The 21,859-nt window shown below is 43.7% G+C and carries 26 protein-coding genes; all 26 read right to left on the bottom strand.

What is annotated here, in order from left to right; genetic code table 11:
• Nucleotides 1-169: 169 nt before the first annotated feature.
• Nucleotides 170-844, bottom strand: coding sequence for a M15 family metallopeptidase (locus C400_RS0116810; protein WP_017427678.1), 675 nt, complete (start codon nt 842-844; stop codon nt 170-172).
• A complete protein-coding gene (locus C400_RS0116805) occupies nt 813-1,310 on the bottom strand; it encodes a phage holin family protein (RefSeq protein WP_014599909.1) in 498 nt (165 codons plus the stop codon). Before C400_RS0116805 ends, C400_RS0116810 begins: the two co-directional genes overlap by 32 nt.
• Nucleotides 1,285-1,506: a hypothetical protein gene (locus tag C400_RS0116800; RefSeq protein WP_017427677.1), complete on the bottom strand. Its 222-nt coding sequence runs from the start codon at nt 1,504-1,506 to the stop codon at nt 1,285-1,287. The genes C400_RS0116805 and C400_RS0116800 overlap by 26 nt, the downstream gene beginning before the upstream one ends.
• Before the next feature lie 107 nt (nt 1,507-1,613).
• On the bottom strand, nt 1,614-1,835 hold the full coding sequence (locus tag C400_RS0116795; protein WP_017427676.1) for a hypothetical protein: 222 nt from the start codon (nt 1,833-1,835) through the stop codon (nt 1,614-1,616).
• A 104-nt stretch (nt 1,836-1,939) separates the two neighbouring features.
• Nucleotides 1,940-2,557: a hypothetical protein gene (locus C400_RS0116790; protein WP_017427675.1), complete on the bottom strand. Its 618-nt coding sequence runs from the start codon at nt 2,555-2,557 to the stop codon at nt 1,940-1,942.
• Between the two features lie 64 nt (nt 2,558-2,621).
• Entirely contained in the window at nt 2,622-4,763 is a 2,142-nt protein-coding gene (locus tag C400_RS0116785) for a phage tail protein (protein ID WP_017427674.1), read from the bottom strand.
• 12 nt (nt 4,764-4,775) lie between these two features.
• Entirely contained in the window at nt 4,776-5,405 is a 630-nt protein-coding gene (locus C400_RS0116780; RefSeq protein WP_017427673.1) for a phage distal tail protein, read from the bottom strand.
• 32 nt (nt 5,406-5,437) lie between these two features.
• Nucleotides 5,438-5,578 carry an XkdX family protein gene (locus tag C400_RS26260; protein WP_017427672.1) on the bottom strand — a complete coding sequence of 47 codons (141 nt, stop codon included), beginning with the start codon at nt 5,576-5,578 and terminating at the stop codon, nt 5,438-5,440.
• A complete protein-coding gene (locus tag C400_RS0116770; protein ID WP_017427671.1) occupies nt 5,575-6,036 on the bottom strand; it encodes a hypothetical protein in 462 nt (153 codons plus the stop codon). The genes C400_RS26260 and C400_RS0116770 overlap by 4 nt, the downstream gene beginning before the upstream one ends.
• A gap of 15 nt (nt 6,037-6,051) precedes the next feature.
• The gene (locus tag C400_RS0116765; protein WP_232795383.1) at nt 6,052-6,498 is read right to left on the bottom strand and encodes a hypothetical protein; all 447 of its coding nucleotides are present in this window, start codon (nt 6,496-6,498) and stop codon (nt 6,052-6,054) included.
• Between the two features lie 151 nt (nt 6,499-6,649).
• The gene (locus tag C400_RS27975; protein ID WP_049885697.1) at nt 6,650-8,278 is read right to left on the bottom strand and encodes a hypothetical protein; all 1,629 of its coding nucleotides are present in this window, start codon (nt 8,276-8,278) and stop codon (nt 6,650-6,652) included.
• Nucleotides 8,279-8,287: 9 nt separating this feature from the next.
• Nucleotides 8,288-8,698 (bottom strand): phage tail fiber protein, encoded by a 411-nt coding sequence (locus C400_RS0116755; protein ID WP_017427670.1) that lies wholly within the window; start codon nt 8,696-8,698, stop codon nt 8,288-8,290.
• Nucleotides 8,699-8,710: 12 nt separating this feature from the next.
• Nucleotides 8,711-9,265: a phage tail domain-containing protein gene (locus tag C400_RS0116750; RefSeq protein WP_017427669.1), complete on the bottom strand. Its 555-nt coding sequence runs from the start codon at nt 9,263-9,265 to the stop codon at nt 8,711-8,713.
• The gene (locus C400_RS0116745; RefSeq protein ID WP_232795382.1) at nt 9,265-14,688 is read right to left on the bottom strand and encodes a phage tail tape measure protein; all 5,424 of its coding nucleotides are present in this window, start codon (nt 14,686-14,688) and stop codon (nt 9,265-9,267) included. The genes C400_RS0116750 and C400_RS0116745 overlap by 1 nt, the downstream gene beginning before the upstream one ends.
• 79 nt (nt 14,689-14,767) lie before the next feature.
• Nucleotides 14,768-15,004, bottom strand: a complete 237-nt coding sequence (locus C400_RS26250) for a hypothetical protein (RefSeq protein WP_017427667.1) — start codon at nt 15,002-15,004, stop codon at nt 14,768-14,770.
• Nucleotides 15,005-15,053: 49 nt separating this feature from the next.
• On the bottom strand, nt 15,054-15,395 hold the full coding sequence (locus tag C400_RS0116735) for a hypothetical protein (RefSeq protein WP_017427666.1): 342 nt from the start codon (nt 15,393-15,395) through the stop codon (nt 15,054-15,056).
• A gap of 63 nt (nt 15,396-15,458) precedes the next feature.
• Nucleotides 15,459-16,247, bottom strand: a complete 789-nt coding sequence (locus C400_RS0116730) for a hypothetical protein (RefSeq protein WP_017427665.1) — start codon at nt 16,245-16,247, stop codon at nt 15,459-15,461.
• Between the two features lie 44 nt (nt 16,248-16,291).
• On the bottom strand, nt 16,292-16,738 hold the full coding sequence (locus tag C400_RS0116725) for a hypothetical protein (protein ID WP_017427664.1): 447 nt from the start codon (nt 16,736-16,738) through the stop codon (nt 16,292-16,294).
• A gap of 10 nt (nt 16,739-16,748) precedes the next feature.
• Complete coding sequence (locus C400_RS0116720; RefSeq protein WP_017427663.1) at nt 16,749-17,183, bottom strand: hypothetical protein; 435 nt, start codon at nt 17,181-17,183, stop codon at nt 16,749-16,751.
• On the bottom strand, nt 17,180-17,758 hold the full coding sequence (locus C400_RS0116715; RefSeq protein WP_017427662.1) for a hypothetical protein: 579 nt from the start codon (nt 17,756-17,758) through the stop codon (nt 17,180-17,182). The genes C400_RS0116720 and C400_RS0116715 overlap by 4 nt, the downstream gene beginning before the upstream one ends.
• Nucleotides 17,755-18,330 carry a hypothetical protein gene (locus tag C400_RS0116710; RefSeq protein ID WP_017427661.1) on the bottom strand — a complete coding sequence of 192 codons (576 nt, stop codon included), beginning with the start codon at nt 18,328-18,330 and terminating at the stop codon, nt 17,755-17,757. The genes C400_RS0116715 and C400_RS0116710 overlap by 4 nt, the downstream gene beginning before the upstream one ends.
• Complete coding sequence (locus C400_RS0116705; protein ID WP_017427660.1) at nt 18,330-18,767, bottom strand: hypothetical protein; 438 nt, start codon at nt 18,765-18,767, stop codon at nt 18,330-18,332. The genes C400_RS0116710 and C400_RS0116705 overlap by 1 nt, the downstream gene beginning before the upstream one ends.
• Nucleotides 18,757-19,146, bottom strand: a complete 390-nt coding sequence (locus C400_RS0116700; RefSeq protein WP_017427659.1) for a hypothetical protein — start codon at nt 19,144-19,146, stop codon at nt 18,757-18,759. Before C400_RS0116700 ends, C400_RS0116705 begins: the two co-directional genes overlap by 11 nt.
• Before the next feature lie 17 nt (nt 19,147-19,163).
• Complete coding sequence (locus C400_RS0116695) at nt 19,164-20,177, bottom strand: major capsid protein (protein WP_017427658.1); 1,014 nt, start codon at nt 20,175-20,177, stop codon at nt 19,164-19,166.
• Between the two features lie 15 nt (nt 20,178-20,192).
• Nucleotides 20,193-20,573 (bottom strand): head decoration protein, encoded by a 381-nt coding sequence (locus C400_RS0116690; protein WP_017427657.1) that lies wholly within the window; start codon nt 20,571-20,573, stop codon nt 20,193-20,195.
• A 1-nt stretch (nt 20,574) separates the two neighbouring features.
• Nucleotides 20,575-21,855 (bottom strand): hypothetical protein, encoded by a 1,281-nt coding sequence (locus C400_RS0116685; RefSeq protein WP_017427656.1) that lies wholly within the window; start codon nt 21,853-21,855, stop codon nt 20,575-20,577.
• Nucleotides 21,856-21,859: the final 4 nt, after the last annotated feature.

Here is a 21,859-nt window from a genome sequence, read left to right as displayed (position 1 = left end):
AAGCACACCCGCAGCGGCTGTGACGATGGTATTTACGTAAGGCTGTACAGTTTCGATAATTGTTTGCATGATTATTTATCCCCTTTCGTTTCAAAAATCCCTGCTCGATCAAGCATCGTGACCATGCGGTAAAAGTCATAAGATCCATCATTAGCTGTATCTAGAACACCTACGGCCTTGGCGTTGATGCAGGCTTGTTCAGCCACGTGGGTACTTTGGGCTGTTTGGCCGCTGTCTCCAGTGTCTTGATGCGGCCAGCCTGCGCCTGCACTGTTTTTTGTAGTTCCTTCAACGTTGCTTTTTCTTCTAGTGTCATGGGTTCATCATCTCCTGTTTTGTTAATCCTGGATAAAACTGAATCAATCTGTGCCTTCGTAGGCCGCTTACCTGCTCGATACTGTGCTGTGCTCAGGCCAAATACTATTTGTAGATGCGGCAAGTCGGTGAACGTTTTCCAATCGCCTCCCCACTCAAAGCCCAGCTCCTTAGCAATAGCCACAACCTGCATCCAGTCCGCTTTATGGTCTGCATTACCATCCCTTTGATTATCCCAGCTTACAGACCGTCCGTCAGGCAGCAGTAAGGAAAAATCAATAGCCACACCAAAATTGTGATAGCTGGTCCCGCCTTTGGCGTTTGTTACTTTTAGTCCCGGCTCGGTCCGTCCCTGTGCGTAAAGCTCATTTTGCTCCGCTATGGTCCGTAGCCCCTGTGTGATTACGATAGGTATACCTAAAGCAAAGGAACGCTCTATAAGGCGCTCCGTGGCTATGGGGACGACAGGTAAAAGTCCCTGTAAACGCGTGGCAGATTTACTCTTTACCAACTCCAGTGTTATTGTCACTACCGTTTCCCCCTTTCCCTTTTAATACCTCAACTGCCTGCCGGATCACTGGTGGTATTGGCGCTCCAAGCCTGCCTCCATTCTCAAGAATCGAAAGCAACTCATTTGCCATATAAAAATAGGCGACCGCATCCCTGAATAGGTGCGAATCGCCTAATACTCCATCAATTAGATGGGATACTGCTACCATTGCAAAAATAAATACCTTTCGAGCGATACCGATAAGACCAATCTTGCTTTTTAAACCAGGCCCGGTTCCCTTCTTACCTTCTGCGCCAGCGGCAAATAATCCGGTCACATAATCAATGATGACCAGAGCAAGTAACACCCCCAATACTCCCGACCACCCACCGTAAAAATACGTCACAGCACTGCTTCCTAAAGCAGTGCTGAACTTAAAAACCTCCCACTTATCCACCTTGCTTCCCCCGTCTCTCCGTTCAGGAAACTTTTCCTGAGCTATCATCGTCTACTTTCTGTTCCTTTTCTTCCTGGGCCTGTATCTCTGCTAATGCATTTCCTACAGCTATATCCAATCCCTCAAGTACTTCTTTACGTTTATGTGGCTGTGAAGCAATTACAGCGGAAATGACCTCAGTCAAATCCTCAATAGGTCTGGTTAGATCCAGTTGTATATCCAATGTGGATTTTATCTTTGCCATGGTTTCGTCACCCCCTCAAGACGCAAAATAAGCCCCTGATTTATTAGAGGCTTTCATACTTATATCTTAAATTGGTTCTATTGCTGTAGTGCTACGGATTTATCAAGCTAAAGCATACTGTCAATTTCATTAATGTATTCTGTCTGCATTAAGGTGCAATTGGTGGCAGCTTCTTTCGCTTTGTCTAATATAAGCAAGGCTGTACCTACTGAACAACTTTGTTTTCCTAAATAGCTCAAGATATGTTTAACGCACTCAGCAGCCTTTTCGTTTTTGATTCCAATCGTCTTGTCCACAAGAATTGGACTTTTTGAATTGTTTTCTGGCATTTCATTCGCCGCCTTTATAAAAGAGTAAAAACCTCTCCAAGCACAGGAGAGGTTTTTCTATATTTCTATTTTATTTTACGTATAGTACTGTGACACTACGAATTTTATTTCAATGCCGCTATAGCTTTATTTATTTCTTCTAGTTCAGTCTTATATTTAGCTATATCACTTTCAATATTATTTAATTCTTTCTTTGTTTTTTCCGCATTCGATTCACCAATTGCCAAAGCTTTTTCTGAATTAAACGGATTGGATTCTAATAGCTTATTTGCAATGTCGAGTTCTTTCGATAACTTCTGTTTGCTATTTTCGGATTCTGAAATATATTTCTCTAGTTCATCTTTTCTTTGTTCTAATCTCTCTTTGCTCCAACCCGCATATTTCACTTCTTTTTCTACTTTATTAAGACTAGAATTCTTTTCAGGAATAGCCGCAGATGTCGTACTGGCTTCAGTTGGTGACTCTGTACTTATCTGAATTGTTTTGCCATCCACTTTTAGATCCGCTCCTAAAGAGTCGGTTACAGCTCGCAAGGGAACATGCGCTTTTCCGTCAACTACTATCGCGTTTTCAGCAAGAGAGTTTCCGTTAACCTTTACTGTATACTCCCCAGCGACCTTTTCCCCAACTAAAGATTTGATTTGTTCCGCAAATGCACTTCCAGCCGTAGCGACAACCGCACCAATTAACACACCGCTGAGTAAATAAGACCATTTTTTCATTATCCGTACCTCCTACATAGTATATATGTCCTAATATTACCATTGGTAGAAGGTGCAGTAAACATTATGTTGTCGCACTACTGCCAGTCGGAATATTCACGGTAGCAACTGTTCTTGTACGACTAAACAATTTTAAGTTTCTTGACGATGGATCGAATGTGGCATTTACAATTATGTCATTGTAAGTGTCCCCCCTCAAAGTGGCGACTTCGTTTCTTAATTCTCTGATTGTATCCCTGAGCCCTTCAATATTCTCCACTTCAAGCTTAAGCCCACTTACAGTAGCCTGTGAGAAATCTACCTCACCACTAAAATACACCATATCATCTGTAGAGTGGATATATACTCCTGCCATATTTCCCAAGTGAAAGCCGTTCTGGTCTCCGTAAACACTTCCTCTTGGACTCCCATTATCCATAAAAAGTAGTCCGCCACCATCATTATACTGACCTAAAGAAATAGACTCTCCACCTCTTGAGTTATAAGCAGTCAAGCCATTGGAGTTTATCTCTATGCGTCTGCCTTCTCTTGCTGTACGAAACAAAGCCCCTGTAATAATACCGCCTTCTATTTCATTACCGATCAGTTTACTACCACGTATTGTGCTTGCATTAACTGTACTTGCTCGTATGTCTGAAGCATTCATTTCTGAATTGTCTATCTGCCCGGTCAATTTAATTGAACGAGCTACAACATTCCCCTGCATGTCTACCCGGAATGGCGCAATGGTATAGTCGTCATTCCCTGCACTGATTCCGTTCGTATTAATTTTGGTTACGTTATTGCCACTACCAATAACCAAGGATACAAAGTTTCCGAGCTGCCCGACAATCTGTTCAGCAACAACGCCACGTGCTGTAATTGCTGTTCTTGCTGTTTTACCTCCGTCCGTTGTTAAAACAACCCCGTTTGAAGTCATAATAACTTGGTTCTGAGCATTGGTCTTGTCCTGTAGGATTATGCCACGTTGATCGTACTTGATTTCCGTTTTGGAATTATCAATGTCGATCACGGCTTGCTTGGCAAAGGACTCAAATACTTCCGTTCGGATCTTCCCGTTACTAAACAGATTATTGATAATATTCTTGTTCCGCTCCAGGTCAGAAATGATATCTGCATAGTCCCGTAAATTGACATTTGATATGGTAGGTTCACTATGTTTGTCACGGCTATATGGATACTCTGTAAGCTCTGTTATTCGGGCTTTGAGTTTGTTCATATCCATAGCCGGATCAATACACATTACCGTGTCACCTAAATGCGGTTCTGGTTCTGTATTGTCAATTTTAAATAGGTCAGCCGTTGATACGGTAACTTCTAGTGTTACGTTTTCTTGCTCCCTGAGAGCCTTTCGAGTAGCCTTAAGCAGCTCTTCAGGTTCTTCAATATCCTGGTCTATGATTTCACCATCATAAAATGGTACGGAATCACTGGTCCAATATTGAGCATAAGGAGAAATTAAGTAGTTAACTGCCAGCTTCCCGTTTACAATCGTTCCCGGCACACTGGAAAGCAAACTCCGCTCCTCGTCCGTCAATTTAGATGCATCCATTCCAATAAAAGTTCGTCCATCCTTCATTTGTGAAAACATGCGGGTTACAAGAGATTCACCTTTATCTTTGAAGGAGCTAGAAACGATATTCTTTTTGAGTCTGTATTGTAGCCCATTATCAGCCCCGATCTTTTTTCTCAAATTGATCACAAAATTATCTGGCCCCACTTCACACTCATACATTTGCACGATCTTATTGAGAGCTTCCAAACACGTCCCGCGCCCAAAGTCTTTTATATCATGCAAATCGAATGTGTCATGGATAACAAATTTGAATCTCCCGCCTGTAGCTGCCGTAATCAGGTCTGTGAGTTGATTGATATGGATACCATATGCTTCTGCGATGTATGAGGCATATGGAAATTTGTAATCGTTAAGCTTAAACATGATGTGATTGCAATAGATATTTGCAGTCAGCTTTCGACCTTCCCGTGACCGACTCCGAGACTGAATGACATAAAATTGACCACGCTCATCTCGAACGTGGCCCTTGATTGCTATCTTTTCACGGTAATCCTCTGAGGTCATTGGGACCATAAAGGTTAATTCGTAGTCACTGTTAATCCTTCGCCGCCGCTGAATGTCATAAGAGTCCACCAGCGTCCCAACGCGCCTCATGTTTTTATCAAATACTTGCATAGTTGGAGTAGGCATAGTCCACCTCTCTTAATATAAATATTTATCTCGGTGTGTAATACGGAACAAAACCGTCCGGACTGTCTCTGGGTCTGTCCAGGTCAGGTTGTTGTTTCCGAGATTCAGATCGAAAAAGTCTCCGTTATACAGATGGGAAACATTCTGACCATTTCTCGTTATTTTGAATTTTCCTGAGTCAATGACAATTACCTCTCCTGGCCTGAACACATCTGTAAACTCAATGTAGTCGGTATGGAATTTCGACAGTTCCGCCGATATCCTTCCTTCCCCAGACATGGGTACTGCTTGCATCAGAATTTCTCGAACGTATTCTGCATTAGTTATGCGTCCCTCGCCAGACATAGGAACGGCTTCCAAAGCATACTCACGGACAAAATCAGCCTGCGCCTGTCCTTTACCGGATAGATTAGCCGCTGCTGTCATATCCAAAACAAACTCCAAAATGTATTCTGTTACCGTACCGGGTTCATCCACATTAAACGACATAAGATTGAACGCATTATCGTTTTCTGCTCCAGCTGTCTCCATCTTCCGTGAGTACATTTGTCCGGAACCAGAAAGAGATGCAGAAAGGTCAATAATATTCCCTTCTACATCTCCTGTATTAAAACCAAGGCTATTAAATCCACCATTAAACATAGCGTCCTCCTAACTTGCTAAGGAAACTTTTCCTACGCAAAGTCCAAGCCTGTAATGGTCTTGTATTCTTCCGGTGTGATTTCTCCGAAACGGTTTGTCTCTGTAATTACTGCTCCCTTCAACTTCTCTGCGGTTACCCAGTTCAATTTAAAAGCAAGGCTCCAGAAATTCATGATTGATTAGCTCCCTTCAAGTCAATAATTTCAAGTTTAGCTACCGCTAGTTCTGCCCCCATGCTGGCTAAAAGCTGGGTTTGCTGCATGGCCTGAATCTTCAACTCCGCAAGCTGCTGGCCCACAACCTCCGATGCATCCTGAACTTGATCCTTTGGTTTGGTCAGCTCCGCTATCTCTTCAACCGTCAGACCTTCTTCCCATGACAAGGTTTCCAAGTTAAAGCGAAACGCCTTATGCTCTGTCACATATGCGCTGAATCCTTCTGGAAACGGCACCCCAACGATGTATCCGGCTATTACTGGTTCCTGTGGTACGTCCGCAACGTCTTGCTCGGTTTTCTCAAACTCTTGTTTTGAGTTGTCCGAATAAAAAGGGACGACACCATTGAAGGCATCGTCCGCCAACTTTTCCCCCAAATAGAGGCCGTCTGTATTTACTTTTGCTACAGCCTTCATATACGCTTTCCTCCTTTAATCAGTGGTGAACTCCAAGTAAATATTTACCTCGCTGTTACTTCCTCCTGATACGATTAGTTTACCGTCTGCATTGATTAACACGGAAGCGAAAACATCCGAAGTACCGTAGGAGTGTACAGGCCGTATCTGGCCTACTATCGGTCTATATCCTTCTGGCAGAGCCATAAACGGTTGACCTATAACCCCACTTTTTATTCGAGCTTTGAGCTGTACCTTGTTATCTATTTTTCGATAGCCCAGTACCCCCATGCTCACCCAGCCATTAAATAATATAGATGGACTAATCCAAGCAGGCACATCCTTCTCCGCTTTCTTATTCTCTACCACGGATAGGCGCGCCGTGTTCTGCTGTACGCTGTCCACTAAGTCAGACAGCAGCGACTTATCGTTGGCTGCGTAAGAGCCTGTAAATGGCACAGTGGGCGAAGACACCATTTCCATGTATGTCACAGAATATGAAGACACATCGCTAAAGTTCGATAAAGGTGTGCTCGCCTGTACTAATCCATATGTTTCTATGTTCGGCGCGCTCGAGTGATTCAACACCCTCCAATTATCCCTTTTTCCATCTTTATAAAATGCGAGAAAGGACTTAGGACGTTTTTTTTAGTGGTGTTGACCCGCCAATTGCTCCGTTGATCCACATATTATCTTCATATCTCGCAGCCTTGACACCTTCGCGTAACACAATCCCCGTACCTACTTCAACTTGGTTATCGCCCTCAATAAAAGATAACTGGCCTTCGCTAATGATAGGCTCAACAGTAGGCGTTGCAAGTTGGTATACGAGTTTGTAAGGCGTGTATCCTGCATAGGATGCTTGCGGTACGGATTGTGTAAAATTAGCTGCTCCAACTCGTTGCACCCAATATTTAGTTCCTGTACCTGTCCATGTCGCTGTTGTGGCTGCTTGAGCGGTGGCAGGAGTAATTGTGTTAGCATCATAGGCTTTATAGCCAAAAAAGTAGGCTTTGATGTCCTCTTGTGATGGACTGTATTTATCATCCCATCCACTGTCCGCAACACCAATACCAATATATATGTCACCCGCTGCGGTGACTGCGTTCGTGTCGGCTGTGTTGCCCGTGCTTCCTTGGGGCATTATCTTGCCATCAAACTTCGTGGCAATCCCGCTTGCAGCCACAGCGCCAGCCGCAAGCCCTACAATTTTCACTTGTCTGACTCCAGCAGTAGCAGCCGCATCACCAAGTACCCATGCTCTGTTACCATCAAGCAGCAACCCCTGCCAGTTCTTGTTTTTGAAGTATTGCCCGTCACGCTCATAGACTGCATCCGCATTAGCTCCTGTAACTGGATCGGCGTATAGGTCCGTTTGCAGCGCCAGCATGGAATCCTCGCGTGGTTTGAATGGTTTTACTGTGTTGCCGATGTTAAGCATCGGGTTTTCCAGCGTGAACGTTCCTGCTCCTGTGTTTGTGGTGTACACCCTAACTCTCGTAGTTGTTGTCTTGGTCGCGAATGTTACTGTGACAACCCGATTTTCGTTGTCGTCCGTTCTGTACACGTTAGATTCAACACCAGTAGAATCCAATTCAACTATAGTAATCCTTCCATTCACCTTAGCGGAAAACGTATATGTCTTGCCTGCGACAGCAGCAACGTCAATACTCGACAAATCCGTTGATACGGTAGCTATCGTTTCTAGTTTGTATGGGTTAATCACCTTAGCACGGGGGCTAAGTGTCCACTCGTAAAACGGTGGGATTAGATTTTCTCCATACCGAACTACATAGGGGTTACGAACACCGAATAGGCCTTTTTGACCTTCATAGTCGATTACCGTTTTACCTGTTAGTCCTGCTAAATTAAATACAGCCTGTTTGTCCGTTTTTACGATTTGGACACCTGGTTGTAATGTAATGGGTTTACGAAATTCCGAGCTTACTTCTTCATGCAAAGCTTGGATATTATTTATAGCTGCTCTCCAGTCTGCCGCCGTGAAATTACGGGCGATTCGTGTACCAACAGGCCACGCACGGGCAACACCTTCAAAACCGCGTACACAGCCTTTCAATACGTTATCTTCCACACTTGTATACGTAATCGTCTCTGCTGCATCTCCATTACCCAATACGGCAATACCTTCGCCTTGAAGCAACACGGACGCATTAGCAACAGTAATTTCCGTTTGTTTGTCCGTAATCAATTCAGTCAACTCTGTTTTAGGAGAGTTCACCACTGGTGGATACATTTTTTCCACGTTTCACACCTACCCTTCGTCTACTTTAATTTGCCCAGCCAGAAACCTGATCGTATCATTTGTCTGGACTGTGCGCGGTGTTTTGACAGCACCGTGATAGACAAGATTGCCCCCGGTTGCTGCTGTCCGAATGCCTATGTGTGTTATCAATCCCCAATCTGCGCCAGCGATAGGAAAAGAGACATCCCCCACGCTGGAAGTAACAGCTCTACGATCCGCTATAACTGGTTCTGAGAACGCCACAGCACGGCGCGTATAGCCTCCACCGCTTACTTCCTGCCCTGTATCCGCATCTGTAGGGCTGCTGGTGTATAGGGCAATGTATAGCGCTTGAGGAGAAGCAAAGTTAATCCCACGCAAGGCCGCATTAATACAGGCTGTTTTCCACCAGTTCGACTTACTTAGTAATATGTCTGCCAATATAAAGACCTCCTATTCTACTTGATACTCATTTGCGATACGGAAATTCCGTATGTCGTTATTACCGATGTTAGTCAAGACGATAATAGGACTGGCTCTTTCATCTCCTGTAGAAATGACCGACACTGTTTGTGGCGATTGAGTAATGATAACTTCTTTGATATTCTCATCGCTTTCCGGGAACGGATGCTCCCCCATTTTGATTGGTATGGTAAGCTCCCCATCCCAAAGTATCTTTTCAATATCCAAAGTTCCTGCGTACCGTCCTATATACCTTCTTCCCGGCAAATCAGAAAATGTAAATACGATATCCCCTTTCTTGGCATTAAAAAGAGCCGCCACTTGGGCGACTCTCCTATGGTAATCAAGGGTTGTATCATCTGCCATAATGACGCATTCGAGATTGATTAACCGTGCTCCATACGTGCTACCAAAATCCAACTCTCCATCCCTCTCAGCTATCTCAAGGCTATGGTCTTTAGTCGGTGGTAACACAGGTATATTGTGAGTTTTAAGCCCTAATCCAATGGATTTAAAGGATTTCCCATCCACCGTAGCGTCTATCATTAAGACTTGCCTCCCCTCGTTTGCAACCTCCGTACAAAGTTGTCTCGCTCGCTCCAGAAAACCTTTGCTGCGGATTCATCTTCAATATAAGTATCGCCTGATTTTATTATGAACTGGTTGCTGATTTGCTGCGGATTTGAACCGCCCGAAGCCATTGGCATAGAGAAGTCTGGCATGGAGAAATTAAGTTTCGGCATCTTAAAATTGATAATTTTCCACAAGTTACTCTGTTGTTGACCATTCAAATACATTTCCCCTTCTCGGGCAATGACGGGTACCTCTGCTCCATTCTGGCCTTGAACGATCCCGCCAGAATGGAATTTTTGAAGTTTCCCTGTATCCTTCTTAATGCCATACTTATTCCGCAGAGTAGCATTTTCCTCGTGCAGTTTAGCCTTCTCGGTAGCGCCTGCCGAATACCATTTATCAATATTAGAATTGTATCTCGCCAAATCGCTGTCCTTTTCTGATATTGAGGAACCCGTATCAAAGGATGCAGACAATGAGGTGGCATTGATTTCAGCCATTTTAGCCTGATAGTCAGCAATAAACTGATCCAACTGACGCAAAATCTCCGCGTTCTTCTTGGTTTCTTTTGAGATTTGGGTATTTTTCAAATCTTCAGCTTTAGATTCAATACCATCTGAATACTCATTATATTTCTCGGCTAGCTGATCATAATGTTGTTTGGCAGCTTCAATCTGGTCATTGTAATCCTTTTCCCGCTCAGTCTTCTCGTCTTGGAGCTTCTTCTTCTGATCCTCCAATCCACGCTTAGCCAGCGTTCGGTTATGTTCCCGCTGCATATCTTCAATATCTTTTTCAGTCTGTTTTCGTTCAGCAATACCTTCCGGACCGACAGCAGACTGTAGCAGGGCAAGGCGCGCCTGTTTCTCCGCCATTGCGCGTTCATAATCCTCGTCTTCATTAGCTGTCTGCATTTTGGCAAGCAAGTCATCTATGGCCTTAATTTTAGCGTCCTGAGCCTCCATAAAAGCGTCCCGTTCCGCCTCGATACGCTTTACTTCCTCATCCCGAGTCTTTTCGAGTTCTTCCTTTTCCTTCTTGGCAGCTTCGGTAGCAGCCTTCTTCTGGTCCTCCAATAGTTGCTTCTTCAAATCATGGACCTGTACATCAATTTCCATTCGCTGTTCCGATCCTTCTTTGTAAAGAGCCTGCATTTTCGTCCATGCATTAAGCTGATCAGAAACGGATATGGCTTCCATACTCTTCTGGTAATTGATTCTCTTTTGGAAGTCGGACAGGAACTCATCTTCCAGAGCTTTACGTTTCTCATAAATCTTCTGTTGCAACTCAAAACTTTGTTCGGCGGTACGATCCTTTGCCTTACTCATACGCATATAAGCGTCATATTCCATTTTGAGGATAGCAATTTGGGTTTGCCCCGCCATTTCCATTTTGGAAGTTTCTTTATCAATCCATTTTTCCGAGTATTGGTATCGAAGCTCGTTATACTTCACGGACAGATCATAAATTTGCTTTTGGATTTCACGCCTATTTGCTGGTAGCAAGTAAGATTTAGATTGTTCCTTCTTGTAGAAATCTAGGCTGGTTTTAACCATCTCAATTTCCTGTTTATTAGCCTGCCGCATTCGCTCGGTTCTTCGCTCAAGATTCTCCACGTCTTCCTGAAATCTTGAATCATCCAGTTTCTGAACATCGCGGCCCCATTGTTTCATTGCATCCTTATCTTCGGTTAAATATTGCTTATGCCGCTGAGCTAATCGTTTGTATCCAGCTATTTGCTGGTCTACAGACCATTCATTTCGTTCAGCGATGTACTTAAAATTATCAAGTTCGTTATCATAACTATCTTTTCGTGCCGCAGATGCGTCCTTAGCTGCTTTTTCAGCTGCACGTTCTGCATCACTCTTGCCTTTTTTGCCCCCGCTCCCTTTCGATTTTTTTGAACCAGAAGAACTCACACCAAATTTAGGATCATTATATAGCTTGGTTAAAGCATTAATCTGAGTGTCATACTGCTTCATATCTTTCTCGTATCCACTATATATTTCGCCTATATCTTTTTTGCTTTGCTCCATGTTTTTCTTATCTTGATTTAACTGGTTCTGAAAAGGAGTGCTTAGGAAAGATTTTACTCCAGTCATGTTGTTCAGTTCTTTTTGTTTATTAAAAACATCTAATGAACTCTGAGCCATAACTCCATTCAATCTAGCTTTTAACTCAGCAAGGCTTTTAATCGCTCCAGCCTCTTTAATGTAAACTGCGATACGATCATCAGATTCAAGTTTTGTACTTAAACTGGACGCCTTTTCTGACTTTAGATCATCTATAGCCTTTTGTATTTTAGCTTTTCGAACAACTTCGAGAGCATTCTTTTCAAAAGCCCATCCCTCAGATGTTTTGTAAATTTCCGAAGCTAATTGAGGGTATTTGAGAATTAACTCTGCCGCAGCTTCTGCATTCATGGACTGTTTATTGGCAAGATCATTTAAAACAGTGTTCATCTCAGAAATAGCCTTGCCATTACCCTGAATCTGCTCTCTTAAATCGGCAAGAGCTTCCTCCTGTGATTTAACACTTTCGGTTGCTGTTCCAGCTTTCCCAGCAAATTGGTCAGTTTCAATAGTTGCTTGGCTTAAAGCTACTCCTACTTCTGTTACAGATAAAGTGAGCTTGTTATTTTCTTGTTCTAACGTTTTTATTTTTTCTTCTAACTTCGCTGCATCTTCCTTAAACTCGCCTGTCCCTAAAAAATCCCCAATTGGATTAGCGATAATCTTCTTTACTCGTTCCAGCTCTTTTGTAGCTTCTGTGATTTCATTTATTTTTTGCTTTTGTTGGTCAAGTAGTTGCGATTGTTGATCTTTCAATACATTTTTTCGAGCTTCATTTTGCTTCTCGATGAGTTTATTTAAAGCAGCAACTTGCACCTGTACAGCCTCATCCGTATAACCAGCAGCTTCAAGTTGCTTGGCCCCTTCTTTTCCAAGAGTAATAACCAGTGCCTTAGAAATCTCTTCAAGCTGTTTTTTTACCTGCGTTTCCTTCTCTGCTGAAATGCTCCCCATCTTCATTGATTGTTCAAGTGAGCGATGAGCATTTGCCAGCTTAGGCAACAATTCAATCTGCCTTTGATATTGGCTAACCATTTGTTGAGATGCCGAGTCCTCATCTTTTAGATTCTGGATTCTATCGCGAGCAGCCTTCTCCTCTTTACCACTATTCATTGCAACCAGAGCAATTGCACCAACAAGTAAGCTCAATCCCGCCGTTGCTGCTGCTGTCGTCACGGTTGCTGTGGCTTGAGCAACAGACAATGATTTTGTAGCAACTGTAGCTCCCTCGGTTGCTACCGTTAAAGCTCCTTGTGCTACTATAGCTCCTTCGGTAGCGGCAACTCTCTGAACTGTTGAAAGAGTTGCTCCTTGTGAAGAAACGATATTAACATTATTAGCTACAGTATTAGCACCAATAGCAGCAGTTTCCGCAGCCTTTGCAGCCGTCAATACTTTTACAGCAGCAATTACATTCATGACTGGTCCGCTCAGAGCTTTATAGGCAAGTAGTAGACCACCGATTGCTGCCGTTCCCTCAAACACGCCGGAAGGAACTTTTGTAAGTCCAATAAGTAGTTGGTCAATTGCATCCAATACATCCTTGATTGTTCTTCTCAAGCCATCGTCGCCTGCGTTATTAAATATTTCAAGCAAAGAAGCTTTGGTCTGTGCTGCTTTACGCTGAATGCTATCCATCTGAACTTTCAAGTACTCCATTGTTGATCCGGTGGAACCGATAGACGCTGCTGTACCCAGCAAGATATCCCCTGCGTTTAAGGAAGCAGCCAATTTAGCGTACTGGTAAACACCGCGGGAAATATCCGAGTAGGATTTCGTAAGGTCGTAGTTTTTGTCGATTACTTTGGTTGACAACTCTAACAGAATATCTTCTGCCCTTTTCCACTGCTCTGTACCATTTACAACTTCTTTTGTTTGAACTCCTAATCTCTCAATCTCTGCAACAGCTTTATCTGTACGGATCGTACCCAAGACTGTTTTCCACATGTTACCCAGGTTTTCCCCACTCAGCGCCGTGTTACGTATACCGGCTGAAATCAAGCCATTCATAAAGTCAAATGAAACGCCAGTTTCCGCCGCTATCTTACCTGTCCGTTCAAAGGCAGCTCCCAAGTCTCTAGCCGGGGCCATCGTGTCATGGGCAACCTTGGACCAGGAATCCAGAACGCGTCCACCAAGTACCATAGCGTCATTGCTATCCTTGATTTGTACACCATACTGAGCAAAGGTAGACTCCATAGATTTAGTCGCATCTTCCAAGGATACAAGGTCAACGGTACTGAGCATTGTGGACTTACGTACCATCTCCTGAACAACGCCCGCATCCTTATACATCCGGCCCCACAAACGTGCTGATTCGGTAACGTCCATGATTTCTGAACCAAGATCATGAGCCGTCCGGATAAACTTGGTTGTCTCGTCGTGCAACTTCTCAGTGTTCATCACCATTTCCTTAGTACCCTCGTTGTACTCAAGGAAATAATGCTCATTCGTCTGGACGTAGCCTGCCATATTAGATTCAATGCCGACTATGCCCTCTCTTAAGGCTTCCTGTACTTTATGCATAGCTGCATATGCCGTGTGGAATACAACTGCATGGGTAGCCATATCCCCGAGCTTGCCTATCCAACTTGGCGTAATGTTAAAAGTTTGCTTCATCTGCGTTTCGGTTTGACTTAATGAACGCCTGATTTTCTGTTCTTCCTGAAGAACCTTCTCTCGGACTTGTGCCTCCTTTTGCTCCCTGGTCCGTAAAGCATTAATCCAGAACTTCTCATAATCTTGAGCGTTCTTCCTTGCTTGCTGTGCTTCCTTATCAGCCATTTGCTGTAACTTCATACGGATAGCCTGTTCTTGCATGAGGACACGTTCCCGCGTCTTATCATCCGTCCCTGCCCCTGAAACTTTAGCGGCTCTCTGCCCGGTTGATGTCGCCTTATTTTGAAGGGTTTCCATTCGTTTTAGATGCTCTCGTTCCTGCTGTTCGATTGCATCTTCACGCTTCTTTACAATGGCTTGCTGCGCCCTTAGCTTCTCATCTGTAATTTTGTTAGCTTGATCTAGTTGGTTCTTTCGTGCTGTATTCAATTCTGCCTGTGCGGTGCGTTGTTTAACAAGAGCTTCGGATTCTGCAAGGATCTTCTTTCTTCTATCCTCTGCTGAAAGAGCAAACTTGTCTGCGCTGCTAGCAAGAGATTTGAAATTCTTCTCACTTAGCCCGAGTTCAGAATTTAGAACCTTAAAGGATTCAGCATTCGCCCTTGCTCCGTTGTCTATTACTTTGAAAGCAGGTAGTATCTTGGTTGTATCCAAGCTTATACGTGCGCCTACTACATCTTTACTTAAGTCCGCCAATTCGCTCACCTCTCTTAGGTTCAGGAAACTTTTCCTGCCCTGAATACAGAAAAAGAGGCATCCTGCATGATTGCGGATGCCTCTTAATTTACTTGGCGAAGAAACCAAGATCAGATAATGACTTGACCTTCTTCGGCTTTTTATTTTCCACCTTACCACCGTGGAGTATGATTTCGAATTCCCGGTTTCTGTTCTTAGCCTTCATAAGCGCTCTAATTTTTGGAATAGTCATATTAGGCCATTCGGAATCTGATATTCCATTACTGATACACAAGGCCCAAAGTTCTAACCAGTCAGTTTCATGATCATTTTCAACTGAATCCATTTCGTCCGGTTCTTCCTCATCATTCTCTTCCTGGTCTGGAGGAAACGACTCAGAATAGAAATCGGTCTAATAGGTTGTCCAGTTCTTTAATACCGTCCTGGTCAATCTGTTCATACTCTTCTTCAGTTATTTCTTCAACCAGAACAAGGTTAAATACCTTTTTATACATACCCTCTACTTTAGGCCAGTCAACTGCTTCCCGTTCTTCGGTAGCCTCCCATTTTTTCCGGCCTATCGAAAAGGAAAACTTGTGTACTACACCATCCATCTCTTCACGAACCTGACGAATCAATGCAATTGTCCCAATCTTCACATGCTTTTTGATGCCCTCTGCCAATCGAATTTCAGTTCCGATGTTAAGCGTCTTATCCAACTGTTTGTCTGTACTCATTAAATTTCCTCCCAAAGTATGTAACCCCCTACCTGAGCGATAGAGGGTTGACTTAGTGATTGATTAGATACCAAAAATGATTTCTACTGCATATCCATTAGGATTCTCTGGCGTGATATCCGGCTCCATAATCTCCAGCGACAATGTATTGCTGGTTGGTTTTTTACGCTCTTGGGACACATCTAACGTACCGCCCCCGAGCGCCTTCCAAATGGTAAGCTGGCAAGGAACCTCTTTACCGTCCCGATCATCTACCAACGAGAAGCGATGAACCAGTTTAAACGGTTTAGGACGGCGTTTTCCGCTCAACATACTTCGCGTGGCATTTTCTTTCTTCCATTTGAACGTCACCACGATTTGCTTATCATCATTAGCAGAATCAGATGTGATTTTTCCATCCGCAGTAATGACATATTGTTCTGCTGTAGGAGTAGCCGCAGCACGGGTAAGTTCTGTCAGTTTTCCAGTGTCTTTATCTTTTAAGTACACTTTATCACTGGCAGCAACTAATGTGCCTCCGAATTTGGCAGGAGCCTTTAAAGCATAACCATCGGTAGCGTCTAAGAATCCTTGTTCTGTCTCATCAAAGTTCACTGTACCTTTTTCGGACTCAGCACCTTGAGACAGCTCCGCAAGAATGTCCGAATAACGTGGAATTTCAATACTTGCTTTATCTGCCAGGTCTTGGGCCGTATAGTGGAAAGCATAACCACTGTCACCGCCCATTACCTTCTGCCAATCGAATTGAAGCTGCAATGTTACTTTTGTGATTTTATCATCCAAAAACTTCAGTTTTCCGCCAGTCTCATATACCTGGACTGTGCCGACTCCATCAAATACTAATGGTTCCATGAACTTATTCCTCCCTTTAGTCCAATAAAAAAGAACTGATCAGATTATTTGACCAGTTCCCATAAACGTTTATCAATTTCTGCAATTCGTCCGTACTCTTTGGTGAGTTTGTAGCCCTCTTTTGGATTCCAAACCCCCATAATACCTAATCCTTTAGCAAGCGTTATTTTTTCAGCAATCAACTTATCCCACTCGGTAGGTTCTGGTTTAGGAGGATTAGGTTGAGTCCAATTCAATTCGGCTTCATAAGTTGTACCAGCAATAGTAACTACATTAAATTTGTACTTCTTGGTTGCATTTGCTTCGCTAAACCATAGAGTTTCCTGATCATCCGGTTCAATTTTAACCCCATCTTTTTCAATACTGGATACGTTGGTTTTAGCCAAAGAAACTCGCTTTTGTGCTGAATCAAGCATCTCGTATTCAACGTGGTTAACACCATTATGATCACCAGATCTTCCGGTTGCTTTCCATACTGCTGCTTCTGCCATTTTGTTCACCTCAATTCATTCTCAAGTAATCAACATCGAAAATTGCTTTGTACCCCTTGGCCCCTTGGATACCAGTAGCAAAATCTGAGTCATAGGCCAGCACACAAAGATAGGACATAAACCCCTGTGCAAATAACCTTTTTTCGTGCAGGGTTTTGAACGCTCTTTCGAATAGAAGCTTTGCTTCATATGCTGTCTTACCGTAAAAGTCGATACAAAACTTGCCTTCGAACACCAGTGGATTAGTGGCATATCGTCCCGGCATGACATATTGGCAGATATGTGGAACTGTATCCTTAGAAACCGTTATCTCAGGCTCCATGCCTTTCGTAAATCGCTTTACGACATCAGCAGAGGATGATGAAGGAGTAAGCTTCAGCATGCTCATAAGTTCCGAATCTTCTTTCAAAGCATTCTGAACAGCATCAATAAGTTGTAGGCTCACTCCCGTACCTCCTTGAAGTATCTGTGATACGGAAACTCAGTTATTACACGGCTAATGCCATCCAAAATACGTTTCCGGTTAGACTGGATTGCAATGCGCAAAAAGTAGGTTGGCGGTGTGGCTCTGAATGAAGGATCAATGTCACCACGTTCCGCGAGCTCTTCCAAGTCCACTCCAGCATAGCCCCCGCCTGATTCCTTCATGGTGCCGTCAATTGCACGGTACTTTCCACGGGAACGACCTACAATAATACGATCACCTTTGGACCTCAGTCGGTTCCATGCTTCGCTGTTCATGTAGGTTATTAAACCGGGATTTTGACTACTGTCTGCCATCTTGGAGCCTTTGCCAAACTGTTCAAGCCATGCTTGCCAATAATCGGCGGTGATATCTCCTGAAATCATTTGATTAGCAAGCACGAACATGTGCATCTCTAAATGATCCCGTACTGCTGGATAATACCGAATACCGCTTTTAGCTGTCAGCATGACCAGTTTCGTTAGTCCAGTGATTTCTACAGCCAACTTATTCTCCAAATCCTTGGTTGCCCGAGCTGCATCATAGCCCGTAATCATATCCGGTCCTCAGATAGTTGCACATGCAGCAGATTAGGATATTTCATCCTATCAACTACATCTACCCGATACGTTTTTCCACTCATTACAATCCGGTCAGGAATAGCTGTATTTGTCTCCTCGGGCCGTTTAATATCAACATTCGTCTGTAACTGCAAAACAAAGACGGTACTCGGCAACAAGCCCGGCTCTTCCTGCCTCAATTGAGCAGTAACATACTGGGCGAAGCAAACTACATCTACAGCTACTGGGACAAATTCTGGATCACCTATCGGGTTGTCGTTTGAGTCATAGGACTGCTGATAGCGCTGGACTTCGATTAAAGCGTTCGTTTTAATCAGAGAGCAGTATTTGTCCTTCTCGGTTGTTGTACGCAGAGTCTGTACCAAGAACGACGATTCGTTCTGAACTATATCTCCCGGCTTCACAGGTGATTTTGACGAAAACAAACCATTGTACATATACTCTTTTCCGATAATCGTCGTAGCCTTCGTTTCCCGAGACAGTATTACAATATCTGGATCACCGTTGACAGTACAAGGTGAATGCCTATGACCGAAGTCTTTAAACATCAGTAACGCCGCCTTTCTTTCGCACGTGTTGGACCCGCTACGCCGAACACCGGAACAATTGTTTCTTGTTCTGCTGTCGATATCAGGCCAATGTTTTGATACGCTTCATCGACTAGTTGAACAGCGTACTTTTTCCAATCGACAACTTGATTTTCAAAAGAAAAGTCGAAGTCCTTTTTGGATTTCTTGATTCTCGCTGTCATGGAAGGGGCCAGTATAGCAGCAACCATACAAACAGCTGCTGCATATACATAGGTCTGATCGTCACCAGTCAACACAGCATAGTTAGGAACAGCCTTAACTATCCTCGACTCTCCAATGGGCAAAACAGAAAGAGCGTCTATGTCAGCATCGGATATTACATCCTCACCAACGCCTAAACGCCCTCTAATTTCCTCGTGATATGTTTCTGTAGCGAGTATCTTATTAGTTGCCATCTGCTGCACCGCCTGCAGCACTGATAGCCTGTTTCAATTCTTCAATACTCATTTTGGTGTATCCGGGTATTTTCATTTCCTTAGCTGAGGCTTTCAATTCTTTCAACTCACCATCAGACTGAAGAATATCAATTTGCTCAAGTAATTCTGCTTCTCGCGCTTTGGACTGTTCTAATTCGGTCTGAAGTTGCAACTCTCGTTCTGAAGGAGAGCCATCCACAATTCCGTTACCATCTACAATCTCCGCAAGTAATTGTCCGGTTGCCGCATTACGAATTTCTTTCTTTGCGATATCTACAAGACCATCAGGGGCATCTGTTACGATGTCCCCCGAATTGTATTGCCCAACAGCATCAACCAATACTCTTACAGTTGTCATAAATTCGACCTCCTCCCTTACGCCACTGTTGCGAAGATATGCCAGTTGACGTATTTCAGACGCGGTAGCACTGTTGCACCATTGATGGCTTGCCATTGATCGGGATCTCCTTGGATCAACTTAGTCAGTGCAAACTTTCCTGTATGACCGTTAAAGATATCTTCATAGTTATTCGGGCTGGTCACAAGATCCATAATTGAGCCTGTCATTCCTTGTCCGATTATGATTACTGCATTATCTGGAATGAACGGATAGAAGACACCAGAGTCATCAATGTAACCACCATCGTAAACTTCATACTTAAGACCATTTAAATTTTGACTGACAATTTCAGCAAGCGAACCGTCAGTGACAACATCTTTACCAAAAGTGTACTTGATCAAATCGCGGATTTTAGCATTCTGCTTCAAGTAGATATCGACTTTCTTATTAACAATAATTTTAACAGGACGAGCCCCACTTCCTCGGAATCGAAGTGACCAGCCATCCAAGTCAGCCAACGGATCTGCTGTTTCGGTATTACTCCACAATACGGATGCTGTTGGCTTGTTATTAGCTGGAACACCATAGTCAATCGTTCTGGGTGGTTTGGTGGAAGTGGCTGGTACAATAAGTTTTCCTGTTAATGACTGCCATCTCATCCACTCAAACCGAGTTTCGAGGCGAAGGTTCAGACCAACCATTTTCTCAATCATGTATTCTTCGCCCCACTTTTGCTCAAGACTGTTGCCTGGCTTTCTCAAAGTATCAATCTTTTCACGGTCGATAACAACCTTTTCTCTCCATTCTTGGTTCGTGAAGTTCATGTGTTTCACTACAGGTGGAGTATGGATAGGTGAAGGATCATTCAATCCAGTAGGTGGCGTCATACCTGTGTCGTCATAGGTGATGTCGTATTCAATAGTGAGTCCAAGTTCTGGTTTGAAGTCAACTCCATTAGTTAGCAGTTGAGCCCCTCGAAAGCTGTTAATATCTGTTCGGATGTTCTGAACGACTTCCGTAAGGAAATATGGATCAAGTACGTTTGCCATGTATGTTTATCCCCCTTATACAAAGTAGCAAAGCTTAAGCGCTGTCTTAGCCGCTGTATCAATGCCTGTCAATTTAGATTCATGGAAAATGCCAGCAATCCACGCCGAAGCACCAACATCTGAGATTGTTGTATCATGGTCGTTATCCAAAATGCACATGGCTAATTCGGAACCATTGGTTGCTAATGCGCTATAAGCCACTGCTTTATCCTTATCCACCCCGGCCGCTGTTATCTTGCCGATAACTGTCCCTTTTTTCAGGATTCCTTGCCCTTGTTTCAGCAAAATACCTCCGGGAAGCTTTGCCTGAAGGTCAGTAGACGCTAGAACCTCCGTAAACTCTTGAGTAATAACCTGACCGGGACCAGGAGCGCCATTATACTGAGATTGCATCATATTATTTATCCTCCTTAAGTAGATTACCTCTGCCTGTATTCTTAAGAGCCGCCCGAGCTTCTTCACGAGCTAATGCTTTAAGTTGTTCTGGCGTTTTCTCGCCACCATCATTTTGTGAATTAGTTGGTGGCGTTCCATTTAGTGCTCCCTCAGGAAGGTCTACATCGTCACCTTGTGTATGGCGACCACCGCCACCCAAAGCAGCTTGTGCCTGCGCCTCATACGTTGCGCCGATCTTTTCAATTTCAGATACCGGTAGATGAGACAGTGCTGTTTTCATCGCCTCTACATTAAAGGCTTCACCAAGAGCACGGACACCAGCTCCACATGCTTGTTCAGTAATTTTAACCTTGTATGTCGCCCCATCAGCAGCCTGAGCGCTCAATGATGTAAGCTTGCTTAAAATGTCGGAATCATTATCTACACTCAATGCAGCTCGAATTTGTCCAAGTACACTATTAGCCGCTGCCAACGCAGTTGCTTGAGTTTGTGCTGCTGCTAATGCAGCCTTTTGTTCGTCTGTCACAGTGTCATCTCCTTTGGCCTGTGTTTCAGCCTCATTGTTTTTATCTTGCTGTAATACAAATCCATCCAAGCCTGATTTGCCGCTAAAAGAATAAAAGACGCGTCCGCCACTTGGTAGTGACTTCGCATCTTCAGATAAAGCTTCACATTTTATAGCTGATTGCAGATCAGATGTATTGCTCATTCCGACTACTCCGGCACCTTGGTAAGCTCCGTCAAAGACTAGAGAGTTTTCCATCAGGTCGCCGTCATTAATGTCCACAGTGCAGAGTTTGGAATCATACTCCCTTCCGCGAATGTGAGGGCAATTGCCCCCAAAATACTCCTGTCCGCAGATGGAACATGTTTGACTGGTTACCGTAAATCCGATTGATGTATCAAATATAGTTCCGGCATCAATGCCTTCAGCTATTTGGTCAATCTTGATATCCCCGACCTCTTGACCCAGTTTCATGTAATGATCTGCATAAAGTGCCAGTTCATCGCCATCCATCTGTAATCGGCTGTCAAAGGTTCTACCGAGTGGTATTGTCATGACACCCATGTTGGCCCATGAGTGATCCAACAGCAAAGATACACCTTCTCTTGCTTGGACAGCCATCTTCCTTAGAAAATTAGGGGTCAAACGATAAAACCGACGAGGTATGATTTGATCCCCTACAAGCTTTGCAGGGAAAACATACGCTTCATCCTCAGTAAGAGGAACACGTGCCAACTGATTAATCTTTGCTAATTGTTCGAGTGTAGGTTTAGCCATATTC

It is taken from the genome of Paenibacillus sp. ICGEB2008, from assembly GCF_000307675.1.
GTDB classification, from domain to species: domain Bacteria; phylum Bacillota; class Bacilli; order Paenibacillales; family Paenibacillaceae; genus Paenibacillus; species Paenibacillus polymyxa.
Note: the sequence above shows the minus strand (reverse complement) of the source record. Positions and strands in the feature narration are given on the sequence as shown.

What these genes read in the sequence shown, in the direction of transcription:
- C400_RS0116800 (WP_017427677.1), bottom strand. Translation starts at nt 1,506, where the DNA reads ATGGCAAAGATAAAATCCACATTGGATATACAACTGGATCTAACCAGA.
- C400_RS0116780 (WP_017427673.1), bottom strand. Translation starts at nt 5,405, where the DNA reads ATGTTTAATGGTGGATTTAATAGCCTTGGTTTTAATACAGGAGATGTA.
- C400_RS26250 (WP_017427667.1), bottom strand. Translation starts at nt 15,004, where the DNA reads ATGGATTCAGTTGAAAATGATCATGAAACTGACTGGTTAGAACTTTGG.
- C400_RS0116805 (WP_014599909.1), bottom strand. Translation starts at nt 1,310, where the DNA reads ATGATAGCTCAGGAAAAGTTTCCTGAACGGAGAGACGGGGGAAGCAAG.
- C400_RS0116750 (WP_017427669.1), bottom strand. Translation starts at nt 9,265, where the DNA reads ATGATAGACGCTACGGTGGATGGGAAATCCTTTAAATCCATTGGATTA.
- C400_RS0116690 (WP_017427657.1), bottom strand. Translation starts at nt 20,573, where the DNA reads ATGATGCAATCTCAGTATAATGGCGCTCCTGGTCCCGGTCAGGTTATT.
- C400_RS0116705 (WP_017427660.1), bottom strand. Translation starts at nt 18,767, where the DNA reads ATGGCAACTAATAAGATACTCGCTACAGAAACATATCACGAGGAAATT.
- C400_RS0116770 (WP_017427671.1), bottom strand. Translation starts at nt 6,036, where the DNA reads ATGAAGGCTGTAGCAAAAGTAAATACAGACGGCCTCTATTTGGGGGAA.
- C400_RS0116765 (WP_232795383.1), bottom strand. Translation starts at nt 6,498, where the DNA reads ATGGAAATGGTGTCTTCGCCCACTGTGCCATTTACAGGCTCTTACGCA.
- C400_RS0116715 (WP_017427662.1), bottom strand. Translation starts at nt 17,758, where the DNA reads ATGATTACGGGCTATGATGCAGCTCGGGCAACCAAGGATTTGGAGAAT.
- C400_RS26260 (WP_017427672.1), bottom strand. Translation starts at nt 5,578, where the DNA reads ATGAATTTCTGGAGCCTTGCTTTTAAATTGAACTGGGTAACCGCAGAG.
- C400_RS0116710 (WP_017427661.1), bottom strand. Translation starts at nt 18,330, where the DNA reads ATGTTTAAAGACTTCGGTCATAGGCATTCACCTTGTACTGTCAACGGT.
- C400_RS0116790 (WP_017427675.1), bottom strand. Translation starts at nt 2,557, where the DNA reads ATGAAAAAATGGTCTTATTTACTCAGCGGTGTGTTAATTGGTGCGGTT.
- C400_RS0116695 (WP_017427658.1), bottom strand. Translation starts at nt 20,177, where the DNA reads ATGGCAAACGTACTTGATCCATATTTCCTTACGGAAGTCGTTCAGAAC.
- C400_RS0116730 (WP_017427665.1), bottom strand. Translation starts at nt 16,247, where the DNA reads ATGGAACCATTAGTATTTGATGGAGTCGGCACAGTCCAGGTATATGAG.
- C400_RS0116700 (WP_017427659.1), bottom strand. Translation starts at nt 19,146, where the DNA reads ATGACAACTGTAAGAGTATTGGTTGATGCTGTTGGGCAATACAATTCG.
- C400_RS0116735 (WP_017427666.1), bottom strand. Translation starts at nt 15,395, where the DNA reads ATGAGTACAGACAAACAGTTGGATAAGACGCTTAACATCGGAACTGAA.
- C400_RS0116795 (WP_017427676.1), bottom strand. Translation starts at nt 1,835, where the DNA reads ATGCCAGAAAACAATTCAAAAAGTCCAATTCTTGTGGACAAGACGATT.
- C400_RS0116785 (WP_017427674.1), bottom strand. Translation starts at nt 4,763, where the DNA reads ATGCCTACTCCAACTATGCAAGTATTTGATAAAAACATGAGGCGCGTT.
- C400_RS0116685 (WP_017427656.1), bottom strand. Translation starts at nt 21,855, where the DNA reads ATGGCTAAACCTACACTCGAACAATTAGCAAAGATTAATCAGTTGGCA.
- C400_RS0116725 (WP_017427664.1), bottom strand. Translation starts at nt 16,738, where the DNA reads ATGGCAGAAGCAGCAGTATGGAAAGCAACCGGAAGATCTGGTGATCAT.